Here is a 13,902-nt window from a genome sequence, read left to right on the forward strand (position 1 = left end):
GTCGTCAGTCCTGCGGTCAGTCGCTCTCGACGGAGCCTCCGACAGCGCTTCCGACAGCGCTTCCGCCGGCGAGGCGCCGGCGTCGCAGAGCGGTGACGCCCACGGCGACGAGGCCCGTCACCAGCAGGAGCGCCGCAGCGATCAGCCCGGCCTGGGCGCTGACGCCGGTGGCGGCGAGGCCGTCGCGTCCGCTGGTTCCGGAGCCGGCATCCGCGGCGCCGTTCGAGCCGCCGGCCGAGCCGGAGCCCGCGCCGCTGTCACCGGAACCCGGGTCGCCGACCGCCGCGACGGTGAAGCCGCCGGTCAGCGGGCTCGACACGCGCGTGCCGAAGCCCTGCACCAGCGCGTAGCGGTACGCCCCGGCCGTGAGCCCGGTCGGTCCGACGGCCGTCGAGGCACGTCCGGCGCCGGCGGCGCCGCCGCTGCCTGCGGTGATGAGAGGGATGATCCACTCGCCCTTCTCGCTCACGGTGGCGGTGCCCTGCACGTCGCCGCTCAGGCTGACGGTCGCGCCGGGCGCTCCGGTCCCCGAGAGGGAGGTCACCGCCTGCACGGTTCCGGTCGGGGCCGAGGTCGTGAAGCCCGCGTCGAGTGCGGGACGGGCCGTGAGCCAGTCGGACGCGCCCGTCGGATGGTCGATCACGCGGGTCTCGCCGATGCAGCCGGCCCAGCCGTTGCGGGCCTTGTCGTCGACGAAGTCGGCGCCGAGGATCCAGGGCATGGTCTCCTCGATGCTCTGACCGCCGGTGTCGCGGCCGTTGCGCAGCACCGGGGCGCCGTCGACGTACATGGTCGTGGTGCCGGCCTCGGCGTCGTTGACGATCGCGACGTGCGACCAGCGGCCGGGGATGATCTCGCCCGACCAGGCCGTGCGGTCGCCCTTGGTGGTGTCGGCGGGCACCTCGGTCCACTGGAACTCGCGCAGGTTCGACAGGCCGAGTGCCGCCGGGGAGGCGGTGTAGTCCCAGCGGCTGACCGGCATGCCGTCGAGGTGCGAGCGGTTGCCCGAGCGCACGACGGCCTTCATCCAGCCGTTCTTGGTCGCGGTCCAGGCCTCGTCGATCTTGACGAAGCTCTCGATCGTGTAGCCCTTCTCGAGCTTGTGCTTGTTCGCCGCGGCGCCGGCCTCGGTCGCGAGGTAGCTGAAGCGTCCGGTCGTCTGGTCGGAGTTCGCGAAGCAGACCGCACCCGACGACGAGAACGGATCACCCTGCGGGATCAGCGTCACGTCGTCGACCTGCGCGCCGGTCGAACCCGACTCGGCGATCGAGACGCGGTGCAGGTCGGAGTCGCCCGCGACATCCGCGAAGACCTGGCCCTCGGCCACCGGGCCGGGGGCTCCATCGAAGCGCCAGTGCGCCACCGTGCCGTCGACGCGGCGGTAGTCGCCGGCGCCGCCCGCCTCGACCCGGGTGGAGGCCGGGGGAGCGGTGAAGCCGTCGGTGAACAGCGAGGTGGCCTTCGCCGACAGGTCGCCCTGGTCGGCCGGGCCGTCGCTGAAGCCGGGCGCGAAGCGCGCGAAGCGCTGGCCGAAGTCGAGCGGCAGCTCGAACTGGTTGCCGTCGGCGGTCATCATCGGCTGGTCGTAGGAGGTCAGCGCGTCGGTCGGCTTGGAGAGCACCCACGGGGAGCCCGTGCGGGCGACGATGCGGTCGCCGCTGAGGTCGAACTCGAGCAGGCCGAGGTAGCCGTTGCCGCCTTCGTAGGCCATCTGGTAGTCCCAGAGGATCTCGGTGACCGGGTTGCCGAAGTCGTTGGTCTTCGTCAGTCGGGTCGCGCCGTGGAAGTGGCCGTTCAGGGTGAGGAAGACCTGGTCGTGGCTGCGGATGAAGCCGTCCCAGAGACGCAGGCCGTAGCCGGTCTCCGACGGGCTGACGCCGTCCGCGGCGATGTTGAGCACCTCGTGGCTGGTCATGATGACCGGCACGTCGGGATGCTGCTTCAGCACCGAGTCGGCCCAGGCGAGGGTCTCGTCGGAGGCGCGCCAGCTCAGCTGCAGCAGCATGAAGGTCTGGCCCTGCGCCTCGAACAGGCTGTAGCGGTTGAGGCCGGTGCTGTCGGCGCCGCCGAAGGCGTCCTGCTCCGCTGCGCGCGAGACCGGGAAGTGCTGCAGATAGGGCTCCCTCGCGAGGTCGTAGCTCGTGTCCATCTTGTTGTCGGAGCTGTCGAGCACGTCGTGGTTTCCGGGCTGGATCGAGTACGGGATCTTCGCGTCCTCGAGCACCGTCATGGCGCGATCGGCGGCATCCCACTCGCCCGACTGGCCGACCTGGTCGACGACGTCGCCGAGGTGCGCGACGAAGGGGATGTTGAGCTCGTCGGCGTGGTCGGCGATCCACTGCGTCTGGGTCTGGAAGGGATCCTTGCCGTAGCGCGGCACGAACTCGGAGGCCGAGTAGCGCGAGTAGAACTGGGTGTCGGGCAGCACGGCGAGCGTGAAGCGCGAGCCCTGGTCGGCAGCGGCCGCACGAGGCGCGGCGGGCGCCGTGGCCGCGCTCGCGCTGTCGACCGCGGGAGCGGCGGCGAGAGAGGCGACGACGCCGGCGGCGGCGAGTGCGGCGACGGCGCCCAGGGCGCGTCGGGTCGGGGCCGCGGAGTGCGGCGACGTGGCGTGCCCGCGGGCACGGAACGGTGAACGGATCACGGGGGTCCTCGTGGTCTCGATGGTGGTGGTGTGCGCCGCGATCGCGGAGCGTGACAACGCTGTCATCGGGCTGTGAACCGGCTATGTCCTCCGGGTGACCGACAGTCGTAGTCGACGGCGTGGTCGGCGTCGGAGCATCGGCTAGGCTGATCAGTCGCACCCCGGGTTCCGGGTGCGTCATCTGAATAGCGGGAGGCCCTCTCATGGACATCGACCTCGGAGTGCTGCGGCTCATGGAACGCGAGCGGGAGATCCCGTTCGACGAGCTGGTGCAGATCATCGAGCAGGCGATCCTCACGGCCTACCTCAAGCACGTCGACCAGGGCCCCGACTTCCGCGCCCGCGTCGAGCTCGACCGCAAGAGCGGCCACGTCAAGGTCTTCGTGCCCGAGCTCGATGACGACGGCGAGCAGATCGGCGAGGCCGTCGACGAGCCCGACGACTTCGGCCGCATCGCCGCCTTCGCCGCCAAGCAGGTCATCAACCAGCGCCTGCGCGACATCGGCGACGACAAGGTGCTCGGCGAGTTCCGCAACAAGGAGGGCGACATCGTCGCCGGCGTGATCCAGCAGGGCCCGAACCCGCGCATGATCCACATCGACCTCGGCACGATCGAGGCGATCCTGCCGCCCGAAGAGCAGGTGCCGGGCGAGGAGTACGTGCACGGCCAGCGCATCCGCGTCTACGTCACGAGCGTCGCCAAGGGCCTCAAGGGGCCCTCGATCACCGTCAGCCGCACCCACCCGGGCCTCGTGCGCAAGCTCTTCGCACTCGAGGTGCCCGAGATCGCCTCGGGCCTGGTCGAGATCGCCTCCCTCGCCCGCGAGGCCGGCCACCGCACGAAGCTCGCCGTGCGCGCGACCGAGCCCGGCATCAACGCCAAGGGCGCCTGCATCGGCGAGCTCGGCCAGCGCGTGCGCGCGGTGACCGCCGAGCTCGGCGCCGAGAAGATCGACATCGTCGACTGGTCGGGCGACCTCGCCACGTTCGTCGCGAGCGCGCTGTCGCCCGCCAAGGTCACGAGCGCCTTCGTCGTCGACGAGTCGCTCAAGGCCGTGCGCGCCCTCGTGCCCGACTACCAGCTCTCGCTCGCGATCGGCAAGGAGGGGCAGAACGCTCGCCTGGCCGCCAAGCTGACCGGCGCGCGCATCGACATCCAGCCCGACTCCGTCATGGAGAGCTGAGCGGCTCAGCCGCGGCCGACACCGCGTCGGCGCGATTCCGGCCCATCGGACGCCCTCTGGCGTGCGGTGGGCCGTTCGCGTCCGTACGCGAGGGCTAAGCCAGGATCGTGGGCTCGTCCCAGGGCGGGCTCGCGAAGCTGCGGCGGTGGGCGAGCAGCGCATCCACCGCCCGCGTCGCGTAGTCGAGGCGCTCCTCGTGACTGCCGCGCAGCAGGATCCACGAGGCGCCGCGGCGGGTGAGCTCGTCGACGAACCAGCCGGTCATGGCGGGCCGGATGTGCTCGCCGTCACGCCAGCCGTCGTCCACGAAGGGCACGTCGACGTGGTCCGTGACCAGGTAGAGGTCACGGCGGGGGAGCGTGGCGCCGCCGGCCGTCGCCGAGGCGATGCTGTGCTCGCCGACGTAGCGCCGCTCCCAGAGGGTCGTCGCGAAGGCGTCGGTATCGGCGATCACGAGAGGCAGAGCCAGGGCGGCCTCCTCCTCGCGCGCGTTCTGCTCGTGGGCGATGAGCGCGAAGTGCTCGGGCCGCCAGACCAGGTCGTCCATGCTCGGCGCCGGTCGGCCCGCGGTCTCGGCCGCGACGCTCGCCTCGGCGTGCAGGAGGTAGGTGAACTCGCGGCCGTACTCGGGCACCGCGGCGAGGCCCGGATGCGGCCAGCGGGGATGATCGCGGTAGTGCGCCGCGAGCGCGTCGGCGAGGGTCGTCGTGCCCGTGGACTCGGCTCCCACCACGATCACGCGCGTCGCGAGACCGCGTCGCGTCGTCTCCGGCAGCAGCTGCCAGTTCGCGAGCAGGTCGCCGCGCACCGCGGTGCCGCTGACGCGCACACCGGAGCGGCGCGCGTCATGCGTGACCGCCCGGGCGCCGAGGCGACGCGCGAGCTCCTCGCCGTAGCCCTCCGAGGTGAAGACGACGTCGAGCGAGCCCATCCCTGCGGCGCGGACGGCCGCCGACATCCGGGCCGACTCCGCGACCCACGCCGCCTCGCTGTCGTAGTCGACGGCGCCGTCGTCCGGCAGTCCGATGATGGTCACCCCGGGCAGCGCCGAGGTGGCCTCGCGCAGCCAGGCGACGCGGTCGTCGAGCGGGATCGACTCGATCGTGCTCGCCAGCACGAGCACCGCCAGCGCATCCACCTCTCCGGCAGCGCGCTCGATGAGCGCGAGGTGGCCGAGATGGGGCGGGTAGAACTTGCCGATCACGAGTCCGGTGGTGGATGCCGTGCCGGTCATGCGGGGATCGCCGCAGGATCGGCGGAGCGTCCGGCGACCGCCTGCTGCCGACGCCAGTCGCGCCGCCAGCCGACGAGGCCGTAGACGCAGAGCGCGAGGAAGCCCGTGTAGAGGATCGCGGTCAGGTAGAGGTGCTTGACGATGTAGAGCGGAACGGAGACGAGGTCGACCGCGATCCAGATCCACCAGTGCTCGAGCACCTTGCGTGCCTGCAGCCAGGTCGCGACGAGCGAGGCGCTGAGCACGAAGGCGTCAGGCCAGGGAACGGCGGAGTCGGTCTCGGTCGCGAGCAGCCAGGCGACCGCGACCGTGCCCAGCGCCGTCGCGACGAGGGCGATCACGACGTCGCGGCGCCCGGCGCGCTGGATCGGCGCGAGCAGGGCATCCGCTCCGCCGCCGCCGCGGCGGCGGCGCGCCCAGACGATCCAGCCGTAGACGCCGAGCACGAAGAACACGGCCTGCAGGCTCGCGTCGGCGTAGAGCCCGGCACCGAAGAACAGCAGCAGGAACGCCAGATTGTTCACGAGCCCCACCGGCCAGTTCCAGATCCACTGCCGGCTCACCGCCCACACGCACAGCGCGCCGGTGACGAAGCCGAAGATCTCGAGCACCGTGACGTGCTCGCCGAGGATCGTGAACAGGGGCAGATTCAGGAGGTCGAGCGCGGCATCCATACGAGCGCTCATTCTGCCGGTCGGCCGGCCCGTCGAGCCACCGCGACACCGCCGCGGAGCGTGATCGTCCGCTCTCGGCGGAGCGTGCCGCGCCGCGCCGGTAGCCTGGCGGACACATGGACACCGTCGAGCACGTTAGACTGACCCCTGTCAGAACCTGCCTGGGTTGCCGGCAGCGTGCTCCCCGAACCTCTCTTCTGAGGTTCGCCGCGCGCGACGGACGGGTCGTGGCCGATGCCGCGACACGACTCCCGGGCCGAGGAGCCTGGGTGCATCCGCATCTCGGGTGCATCGAGACCGCCCTCCACCGCCGGGCCTTCGGGCGCGCGCTGCGTGAGCCCGGTCTCGACACCTCACTGGTTCCGACGACGGCAGAGGATCTCGCCCGATGCGGATCCCAGGACTGAAACGGTCTGAAGAGCATGGACAAGTAATGAGCGGCTCGAGATGAGTTCCGTCATTCGATGACGTCCACCCTGTCCGGGGTGGACCCCCGACAGGAGAATTGTGGCCAACCCACGCGTACACGAGATCGCGAATGAACTCGGGATCGACAGCAAGCTTGCGATGGACAAGCTCAAGGACATGGGCGAGTTCGTCAAGAGTCCTTCGAGCTCCATCGCCCCGCCGGTCGCGCGCCGCCTGAAGGCAGCGCTCGAGGCCGACGGTGTGAAGGTCGAGGCGAAGCCCGCCTCGTCCGCCCCCAAGCCCGGCCCGCGCCCCGCGCCCGCCGCGCCGAAGCCGGCCGCGGCACCTGCCGCCCCGGCCGCCGAGAAGCCCGCAGCCCCGGCTGCCGCTCCGGCCTCCGCCGAGAAGCCGGCCGCCCAGGCGCCGAGCGCCCCCGCGGCGCCCAAGCCCGGCGGCGCCCGTCCGGCTTCGCCCCAGCAGGGTGGCGACGCTGGCAGCGCTCCGCGTCCCGGTGGGGCCCGCCCCGCCGGTGCCCCGCGCCCCGGCAACAACCCCTTCGCCTCGAGCCAGGGGATGGCTCGCCCCGGCGCCCCGCGCCCGGGCAACAACCCCTTCTCGTCGAGCCAGGGCATGCCGCGTCCCGGCGGCGGCGCGGGCATCCCGCGTCCGGCCGCTCCGCGTCCCGGAGCGCCCCGTCCGGGTGCTCCGCGTCCCGGCGCCCCGCGCCCGGGCGCTCCGCGTCCCGGCGGCCCCGGTCGTCCCGGTGCTCCGTTCCAGCAGCGTCCCGGCGGCCCCGGTCGTCCCGGCGGCGCTCCCGGCGGTGCCGGCGGCGGCGGTCCCCGTCCGGGCGGCGGCTTCGCCGGTCGCCCCGGTGGCGGCGGCGGTCGCGGTGGTCGTGGCAACACGGCCGGCGCCTTCGGTCGTGGCGGCGGCAAGAGCCGTGCCCGCAAGTCGAAGCGGACGAAGCGCGCCGAATTCGAGATGCGGGATGCCCCGCAGCTCGGCGGCGTCGCGATCCCTCGCGGCAACGGCGCGGTCCTGCGTCTGCGTCGCGGCGCCTCGATCAGCGACCTCGCGGACAAGATCGAGAACCTGACGAAGATCCCGGTGCAGCCGGGTGCGCTCGTCACGGCGCTGTTCCACCTCGGTGAGATGGCGACCGCGACCGAGTCGCTCGACGAGGCGACCTTCGGCATCCTCGGCGAGGAGCTGGGCTACAAGATCCAGGTCGTCTCGCCCGAGGACGAGGACAAGGAGCTCCTCGAGGCCTTCGACATCGACATCGAGCAGGAGCTCGCCGACGAGGACGACGAGGATCTCGAGATCCGTCCTCCGGTGGTCACCGTCATGGGTCACGTCGACCACGGAAAGACCAAGCTGCTCGACGCGATCCGCCAGGCGAACGTCGTCGCGGGCGAGGCCGGTGGCATCACGCAGCACATCGGCGCCTACCAGGTGTGGACGGAGCACGAGGAGATCGAGCGCGCCATCACCTTCATCGACACCCCGGGTCACGAGGCGTTCACCGCCATGCGCGCCCGTGGTGCGCAGGTGACCGACATCGCGATCCTCGTGGTCGCGGCCGACGACGGCATCATGCCGCAGACGGTGGAGGCGCTGAACCACGCCCAGGCGGCGAACGTGCCGATCGTGGTCGCGGTCAACAAGATCGACAAGGAGGGGGCCAACCCCGCCAAGGTGCGCCAGCAGCTCACCGAGTTCGGTCTCGTGGCCGAGGAGTACGGCGGCGACACGATGTTCGTCGACGTCTCGGCGATCCAGAAGAAGGGCATCACCGAGCTCCTGGATGCGGTCCTGCTGACCGCCGACGCCGGTCTCGACCTGCGCGCGAACCCGAACAAGGACGCCCGCGGTGTCGCCATCGAGGCGAAGCTCGACAAGGGACGCGGCGCCGTGGCGACCGTGCTCATCCAGTCGGGAACGCTGCGCGTCGGCGACGCGATCGTCGCGGGAACGGCCTACGGCCGCGTCCGCGCGATGCACGACGAGAACGGCGACGCGGTCGAGGAGGCCTGGCCTTCGCGTCCGGTGCAGGTGCAGGGTCTGTCGACCGTGCCCCGCGCCGGCGACACCTTCCTCGTCACCGAGGAGGACCGCACGGCCCGTCAGATCGCCGAGAAGCGCGAAGCCGCTCAGCGCAACGCCCAGCTGGCCAAGGCCCGCAAGCGCATCTCGCTCGAGGACTTCACCCGCGCTCTCGAAGAGGGCAAGGTCGAGTCGCTCAACCTCATCATCAAGGGTGATGTCTCCGGTGCCGTCGAGGCGCTCGAGGAGGCCCTGCTCAAGATCGAGGTCGACGACAGCGTCCAGCTGCGCATCCTGCACCGCGGTGTCGGTGCCGTCACCGAGTCGGACATCGACCTGGCGACGATCGACAACGCGATCGTCATCGGCTTCAACGTCCGCCCCGACGTCAAGGCCCGCGAGCGCGCTGCGCGCGAGGGCATCGACGTGCGCTTCTACTCGGTCATCTACTCCGCGCTCGACGACATCGAGTCGTCGCTCAAGGGCATGCTCAAGCCGGAGTACGAAGAGGTCCAGTCGGGTGTCGCCGAGATCCGCGAGGTGTTCCGCTCCTCGAAGTTCGGCAACATCGCCGGTGTGCTCGTCCGCTCGGGCACCATCACCCGCAACGCGAAGGCGCGGGTCATCCGCGACGGCGTCGTGGTGGGCGACAACCTCGCGATCGAGTCGCTGCGTCGTTTCAAGGACGACGTCACCGAGGTCAAGACGGACTTCGAGGCCGGTATCGGGCTCGGCAAGTTCAACGACATCCAGATCGGCGACGAGATCGAGACCATCGAGATGAAGGAGAAGCCGCGGGCGTAAGCCTCCGGCTCACCGGGCCCCGCACTCGCTCGCGCGAGGGCGGGGCCCTTCCCGACTTGCCCCGGCCGCGCCCCGCGCGGCACGATCGGGGAACCGACAGAGAGTTGTGACTCATGGGTGAGAACCCCCGCGCGGCGAAGCTCGCCGACCGCATCAAGGAGATCGTCGCCAAGCGCCTCGAGAAGGGGCTGCGCGACCCGCGTCTCGGCTTCGTGACCATCACCGATGTGCGCGTCACGGGCGACCTGCAGCACGCGTCGATCTTCTACACCGTCTACGGCACCGACGAGGAGCGCACCGACTCGGCTGCCGCTCTGAAGGCGGCGACCGGGATGCTGCGCACCGAGGTCGGCCGCAACATCACGGCCCGCCTGACGCCGAGCCTCGAGTTCATCGCCGACGCGATCCCCGAGAACGCCGACCGCATCTCGTCGCTGCTGCGCGAGGCCGCCCAGCGCGACTCGGATTCGGCGGCGCTCGCCTCGGGCGCCCACTACGCCGGCGAAGAGGACCCCTACGTGAAGCCGCGCGAGCTCGACGACGAGGACGACGAGGACTGATGCCCGCCGAGCCCCGCTCGCGTCCGGTCTGGACGCGAGCGGGGCTCGGGGTTAGCGTGGCCGCATGAGCGGGCTCATCGTGGAGCAGATCGTCAGCGCCGACGGCAAGGCGGTGGATGACGAGGGGGGCATGTCCTTCATGGGCGTCGCCGACCCGAGCGAGGTCGACACGGATCAGCTGATCATGCTGGAGCGCGTCGACGCGATCCTGATGGGCCGCCGCACCTACGAGATGTTCGCCGGGTTCTGGCCGAATGAGACCGTCGAGAGCCAGCCGGCCGCCGGGCCCATGAACTCGCTGCCGAAGCACGTCGTCAGCTCGACGCTCACGGCGGCGCCCTGGGGGAGCCACGCACCCGCCCAGGTGGAGACCGGCGACGGCGTCGAGATCGCCCGCCGGCTGCTCGATCAGTACAGCGGCGCCGTGATCGTGTGGGGGAGTCTCACGCTGACCGACTCGCTCTTCCGCGCCGATCTGGTCGACACTGTGCGGTTCCGCACCCTGCCCGTCGTCATCGGCGGCGGGCGCCCCGTCACGCCGCCCGGTCTCGCGATGCTGCCGCTCACGCATGTGTCGACGCGCGCGTATCCGGCCGGTCAGATCACAACCGAGTACCGCGTCCGCCGCGTCTGACGACGCTCGACCGCCGCCCGGTCTACCGTCTCGGGGCGCCGACTACTTGAGCAGCCGCGAGAGCACCCGGTCGGCGAGCGGCTTGCCGCCGGTCTGGCAGGTGGGGCAGTACTGGAACGTCGAGTCGCTGTAGATCACCTGGCGCACGGTGTCGCCGCAGACGGGGCAGGGCTCGCCGGTGCGGCCGTGCACCTGCATCCCGCTGCGCTTCTCCGACTTCAGCTCGGAGGCGGCGAGGCCGTCGGCCCGCTCGAGCGCGTCGTTCAGCGTCGAGCGGAGCGCCGCGAAGAGCACCTGCACCTTCTCGGCGGGCATGCTCGCCGGCGCGAAGGGCGACATCCGGGCGGTGTGCAGGATCTCATCGGAGTAGGCGTTGCCGATGCCCGCGAACACCGACTGGTTGCGCAGCACGCCCTTGATCTGCTCGCGACCGCGCGTCGCGAGGATCGCGGCGAAGCGCTCCTCGTCGAAGTCGTCGGCCATCGGATCCGGCCCCAGCCGCGCGATGCCGGGAACCTCCTCGGGCGAGCGCACGACGTGGATCGCAAGGCTCTTCTTGGTGCCGGCCTCGGTCACGTCGAAGCCGCTGCCGTCGTCGAGCACGAGTCGTGCGGCGATGGGGGAGCGCCCCGGCTTCGTCACCGGCTTGGGGACGTCCGCTCGCCACCGGATCCAGCCCGCGCGGGCCAGGTGCAGGATCAGGTGGAGCGGCGCGCCGGCACTGCTGTCCGCCTTGTCCTCGGTGCCGCCGGCGGGATGCTCGAGCACGAGATCGAGGAACTTGCCGTGGCGGTCGACCCGCGTGACCTGCCGCCCGCTCAGCGCCTCGACGGGCGGATCGAAGGTCTTGAGCGCCGGAAACGCGAGCACGCTCATCCGCTCGACCGTGCGCCCGCCCATCCGCCGACCGAGGTCGGTCGCGAGCGCGTGCACCTCCGGCAGCTCGGGCATGCGCCCATCCTGCCTCCCACCGCCGACAGAGTCACGGGTGGGCGAGCGCGCCGTCCACTCAATCGGGCAGCGTCCAGCCCGTCTCGGCAGAGCCGGAGATGAGCCGGTCGGCCGCGAGCCCGCGGATCGCGCGCTCCAGCTGCGCAGCATGCGGCCAGATCGCTCGCAGCGCGGCATCCGGCACCGGGATGTCGGCCCCGCGCAGCTCGCGCAGCACCAGGCCGCGCACCTGACGGTCGGAGCCTTCGTACTTCTTCTGCCGCGGCGGACGCGGGGCATCAGGCTCGGGCTCGGGGTAGCCGGCGGCGCGCCAGCCGCAGGCCGCGGCGATCGGGCACAGCTCGCAGCGAGGCGCGCGGGCGGTGCAGACGATCGCGCCGAGCTCCATCGTGCCGGCGTTCACGAGCACGCTGAGCTCGCGATCCTCCGGCAGCAGCTCCTCCATCTCGGCGAGGTCGCGCTTCGTCGAGGGCGGACCGGGCAGCGCGACACCGCGAACGGCCCGAGCCAGCACGCGGCGCACGTTCGTGTCGACGACGGGATGCCGGTGACCGTAGGCGAAGACGGCGACGGCCCGAGCTGTGTACGGGCCGATGCCGGGCAGGGCGAGCAGCTCATCCACATCGGCGGGCACGACCCCGCCGTGCCGCTCGGTGATCGCGACGGCTGCGCCGTGTAGCGCGAGGGCGCGGCGCGGGTAGCCGAGACGATCCCAGGCGCGGATCGCCTCGGAGGCGGGCGCGGCGGCGAGGTCGGCCGGCGTCGGCCAGCGCACCAGCCATTCCTCCAGCCGCGGGATCACGCGGATCACCGGCGTCTGCTGGAGCATGAACTCGCTCACCAGCGAACCCCACGCCGGGAAGCCGGGCCGCCGCCATGGCAGATCGCGCTTCTCACGGGTGAACCAGTCGGCGATCGTCTGCGCGAGGTCCACCCGTCCAGCGTAGGCGGAGCGCGCATCCACGCCCGACGCCTACGCTGACGGCATGCCCCGCTGGTCACCGAAGCGCCGCGCCGTCCTCGAGGCGCTCGCGGCCGAGATCACCCACCTCTACCCGCACGGACGCATCGCGATAGCGGTCGACGGCCTGGAGGGCGTGGGCCGGGGTGACTTCGCCCGCGACCTGGTCGAGGCGCTGCGCCGCGACGACCGTGCCGCCTTCTCCGCCGACCTCGCCGACTTCGGTCGCTCGCGCGCGGAGATCCTCGAACGCGGCGGCGACGGCGACCCCGCCTGGTATCGCGAGCACCTCGACATCGGGCTGCTGCGCCGCGCGCTGATCGAGCCGTTCCGCCTCGGCGGCAGCACCGGATTCCAGCTCGCCGCCTTCGACCCCGAGCGGGATGCGCCCCGCGAATCCGCCTGGACGACCGCGCCCGCCGACGCCTACCTGGTCGTGCACGGCGACTTCGCCAATGCGCCCGAGCTGCGCGACCTCTGGAGCTGGTCGCTCTGGCTCGAAGCCCCGGTCGAGACCGTCTACGAGCGTCTCGCCGAGCGCACCGGACTGCGCCGCGACCCGGACGCCGAGGAGCACCGCCGTCGGCGCTGGGCGCAGGAGCACTACCGGCGCGAGGCCGACCCGACCGTCCGCGCCGTGGCCCTCATCGACCTCGCCGACCCGGAGCATCCCCGCCGCATCTTCGCCGACAGCTGCTGAGATCGAGTCGTCGGAGGCCTCGCGTCTCAGTGCAGCGGCACGCGCCGCACGACCTCGTCGACGGTGAGGAACCCGCCGCGCTCGACCTCGTGCACCAGCGCGGTCAGGGCCGCGCTGATCGGCGCCTCCCGCCCGTTCTCGCGGGCGGTGCGCACGACCGCGCCGTTGAGCGCGTCGATCTCCGTCGGCTGGCCGCGGCGGATGCTCTGCAGCGTCGATCCCGGGTTCGGCACCTCGCCCATCGTGCGCGCCATCTCGCGGGGGATGAGCCCGCCGACGGCCAGCGGAGCGGCCGCCAGCAGGGAGAGCCGCGCATCCGTGAGCCCGCGCAGCGGAGCGAAGCGCACTCCGATCGCGTGGGCGAGGCGCACGGTCTCGCGCATGCTGGCGGTGAGGATGCGGCGCAGCCGCGGCTCGGCGACGACCTGCTGCACGCTGAGCCCGGTGATCGCCGGCAGCGCGTTGACGTGGTTGATGACGAGCTTCGTCCACTGGGCGCCGCGCAGATCGGCGACGGTCTCGATCGGCATGACCGCGCCGAGCAGCTCGGCAGCGAAGATCAGGGGCGTCGGGTCCACGCCCGGTTCCCGCCCGAGCACGGTCGGCAGCGCGGCCGTGACGGTGACCTCGCCCGGGGTGAGGAACGACGCCGCGATGAGCGAGAGCGCGCCGATCGCGGCGGTCTGCGGCGCCGCGGAGCGCGCGACCCGGATGCCGTCCAGCCCGTTCTGCACGACGACCAGGGGCAGGTCGTCGACGAGCGCGTCGGCGTTCTGCCGCAGCGCGGTCTCGGCGTCGGCGGCCTTCGTCGTCGCGACCACGAGATCGAAGCGGCCGCGCAGCCGCTCGCCCGCCTCGGGCCGGGCGAGGTGCTCGCCCCAGCCGCCGCGCAGCCGGAGCCCGTGGCCGGCGATTACGGCGAGGTGCTCTCCGCGTGCCGTCACGGCGACCTCGTGTCCGCCGCGGTCGAGCAGGGCGGCGATCGTGCCGCCGATCGCTCCGGCTCCGATGACCCCGATGCGCATCCTCCGAGCCTAGGGCGGATGAGTCTGCCGGGGCGCGCGTCGCGCCCCGGCAGTCGCTCGGCCGTCCACTGCTAGCT

Annotated in this window: 12 protein-coding genes; 6 read left to right on the forward strand and 6 right to left on the reverse strand. The window is 72.0% G+C overall.

Going from position 1 to position 13,902, the window contains the following annotated elements; genetic code table 11:
• Window positions 1–16 precede the first annotated feature (16 nt).
• On the reverse strand, window positions 17–2,644 hold the full coding sequence (locus BJ979_RS11730) for a LamG-like jellyroll fold domain-containing protein (RefSeq protein WP_179568053.1): 2,628 nt from the start codon (window positions 2,642–2,644) through the stop codon (window positions 17–19).
• A gap of 203 nt (window positions 2,645–2,847) precedes the next feature.
• On the opposite strand from BJ979_RS11730, the gene nusA reads away from it, so the two are divergent.
• Entirely contained in the window at window positions 2,848–3,828 is a 981-nt protein-coding gene (gene nusA / locus BJ979_RS11735; RefSeq protein WP_179568055.1) for a transcription termination factor NusA, read from the forward strand.
• Window positions 3,829–3,922: 94 nt separating this feature from the next.
• Here the strand turns inward: nusA and BJ979_RS11740 are convergent, their stop codons facing one another.
• Window positions 3,923–5,062 carry an AAA family ATPase gene (locus BJ979_RS11740; protein WP_179568057.1) on the reverse strand — a complete coding sequence of 380 codons (1,140 nt, stop codon included), beginning with the start codon at window positions 5,060–5,062 and terminating at the stop codon, window positions 3,923–3,925.
• Entirely contained in the window at window positions 5,059–5,736 is a 678-nt protein-coding gene (gene pnuC / locus BJ979_RS11745; protein ID WP_179568059.1) for a nicotinamide riboside transporter PnuC, read from the reverse strand. Before pnuC ends, BJ979_RS11740 begins: the two co-directional genes overlap by 4 nt.
• A 116-nt stretch (window positions 5,737–5,852) precedes the next feature.
• Here pnuC and BJ979_RS11750 point away from each other — a divergent pair, with 116 nt between their 5' ends.
• The 4 genes from BJ979_RS11750 (at window position 5,853) to BJ979_RS11765 (ending at window position 10,188) form a co-directional block, all read left to right on the forward strand.
• Window positions 5,853–6,143, forward strand: coding sequence for a YlxR family protein (locus tag BJ979_RS11750; protein WP_179568061.1), 291 nt, complete (start codon window positions 5,853–5,855; stop codon window positions 6,141–6,143).
• A gap of 100 nt (window positions 6,144–6,243) precedes the next feature.
• A complete protein-coding gene (gene infB / locus BJ979_RS11755; RefSeq protein WP_179568064.1) occupies window positions 6,244–8,994 on the forward strand; it encodes a translation initiation factor IF-2 in 2,751 nt (916 codons plus the stop codon).
• 113 nt (window positions 8,995–9,107) lie between these two features.
• Complete coding sequence (gene rbfA / locus BJ979_RS11760; RefSeq protein ID WP_179568066.1) at window positions 9,108–9,554, forward strand: 30S ribosome-binding factor RbfA; 447 nt, start codon at window positions 9,108–9,110, stop codon at window positions 9,552–9,554.
• Between the two features lie 64 nt (window positions 9,555–9,618).
• On the forward strand, window positions 9,619–10,188 hold the full coding sequence (locus tag BJ979_RS11765; protein WP_179568068.1) for a dihydrofolate reductase family protein: 570 nt from the start codon (window positions 9,619–9,621) through the stop codon (window positions 10,186–10,188).
• A gap of 42 nt (window positions 10,189–10,230) precedes the next feature.
• Here BJ979_RS11765 and BJ979_RS11770 read toward each other — a convergent pair whose 3' ends face one another.
• Together BJ979_RS11770 and BJ979_RS11775 are read right to left on the reverse strand one after the other, a co-directional pair.
• Complete coding sequence (locus BJ979_RS11770; protein WP_179568070.1) at window positions 10,231–11,139, reverse strand: Fpg/Nei family DNA glycosylase; 909 nt, start codon at window positions 11,137–11,139, stop codon at window positions 10,231–10,233.
• Between the two features lie 58 nt (window positions 11,140–11,197).
• Entirely contained in the window at window positions 11,198–12,073 is an 876-nt protein-coding gene (locus tag BJ979_RS11775; protein ID WP_343046684.1) for an HhH-GPD family protein, read from the reverse strand.
• Window positions 12,074–12,125: 52 nt separating this feature from the next.
• Between BJ979_RS11775 and BJ979_RS11780 the strand changes: the two genes are divergently transcribed.
• Complete coding sequence (locus BJ979_RS11780) at window positions 12,126–12,800, forward strand: nucleoside/nucleotide kinase family protein (RefSeq protein WP_179568072.1); 675 nt, start codon at window positions 12,126–12,128, stop codon at window positions 12,798–12,800.
• A gap of 26 nt (window positions 12,801–12,826) precedes the next feature.
• Here the strand turns inward: BJ979_RS11780 and BJ979_RS11785 are convergent, their stop codons facing one another.
• On the reverse strand, window positions 12,827–13,825 hold the full coding sequence (locus tag BJ979_RS11785; RefSeq protein ID WP_179568074.1) for a ketopantoate reductase family protein: 999 nt from the start codon (window positions 13,823–13,825) through the stop codon (window positions 12,827–12,829).
• Window positions 13,826–13,902 lie beyond the last annotated feature (77 nt).

Origin of the sequence: Schumannella luteola (assembly GCF_013408685.1) — a bacterium.
Lineage (GTDB): Bacteria > Actinomycetota > Actinomycetes > Actinomycetales > Microbacteriaceae > Schumannella > Schumannella luteola.

What these genes read in the sequence shown, in the direction of transcription:
- nusA (WP_179568055.1), top strand. Translation starts at nt 2,848, where the DNA reads ATGGACATCGACCTCGGAGTGCTGCGGCTCATGGAACGCGAGCGGGAG.
- BJ979_RS11740 (WP_179568057.1), bottom strand. Translation starts at nt 5,062, where the DNA reads ATGACCGGCACGGCATCCACCACCGGACTCGTGATCGGCAAGTTCTAC.
- pnuC (WP_179568059.1), bottom strand. Translation starts at nt 5,736, where the DNA reads ATGGATGCCGCGCTCGACCTCCTGAATCTGCCCCTGTTCACGATCCTC.
- BJ979_RS11750 (WP_179568061.1), top strand. Translation starts at nt 5,853, where the DNA reads ATGGACACCGTCGAGCACGTTAGACTGACCCCTGTCAGAACCTGCCTG.
- rbfA (WP_179568066.1), top strand. Translation starts at nt 9,108, where the DNA reads ATGGGTGAGAACCCCCGCGCGGCGAAGCTCGCCGACCGCATCAAGGAG.
- BJ979_RS11765 (WP_179568068.1), top strand. Translation starts at nt 9,619, where the DNA reads ATGAGCGGGCTCATCGTGGAGCAGATCGTCAGCGCCGACGGCAAGGCG.
- BJ979_RS11770 (WP_179568070.1), bottom strand. Translation starts at nt 11,139, where the DNA reads ATGCCCGAGCTGCCGGAGGTGCACGCGCTCGCGACCGACCTCGGTCGG.
- BJ979_RS11780 (WP_179568072.1), top strand. Translation starts at nt 12,126, where the DNA reads ATGCCCCGCTGGTCACCGAAGCGCCGCGCCGTCCTCGAGGCGCTCGCG.
- BJ979_RS11785 (WP_179568074.1), bottom strand. Translation starts at nt 13,825, where the DNA reads ATGCGCATCGGGGTCATCGGAGCCGGAGCGATCGGCGGCACGATCGCC.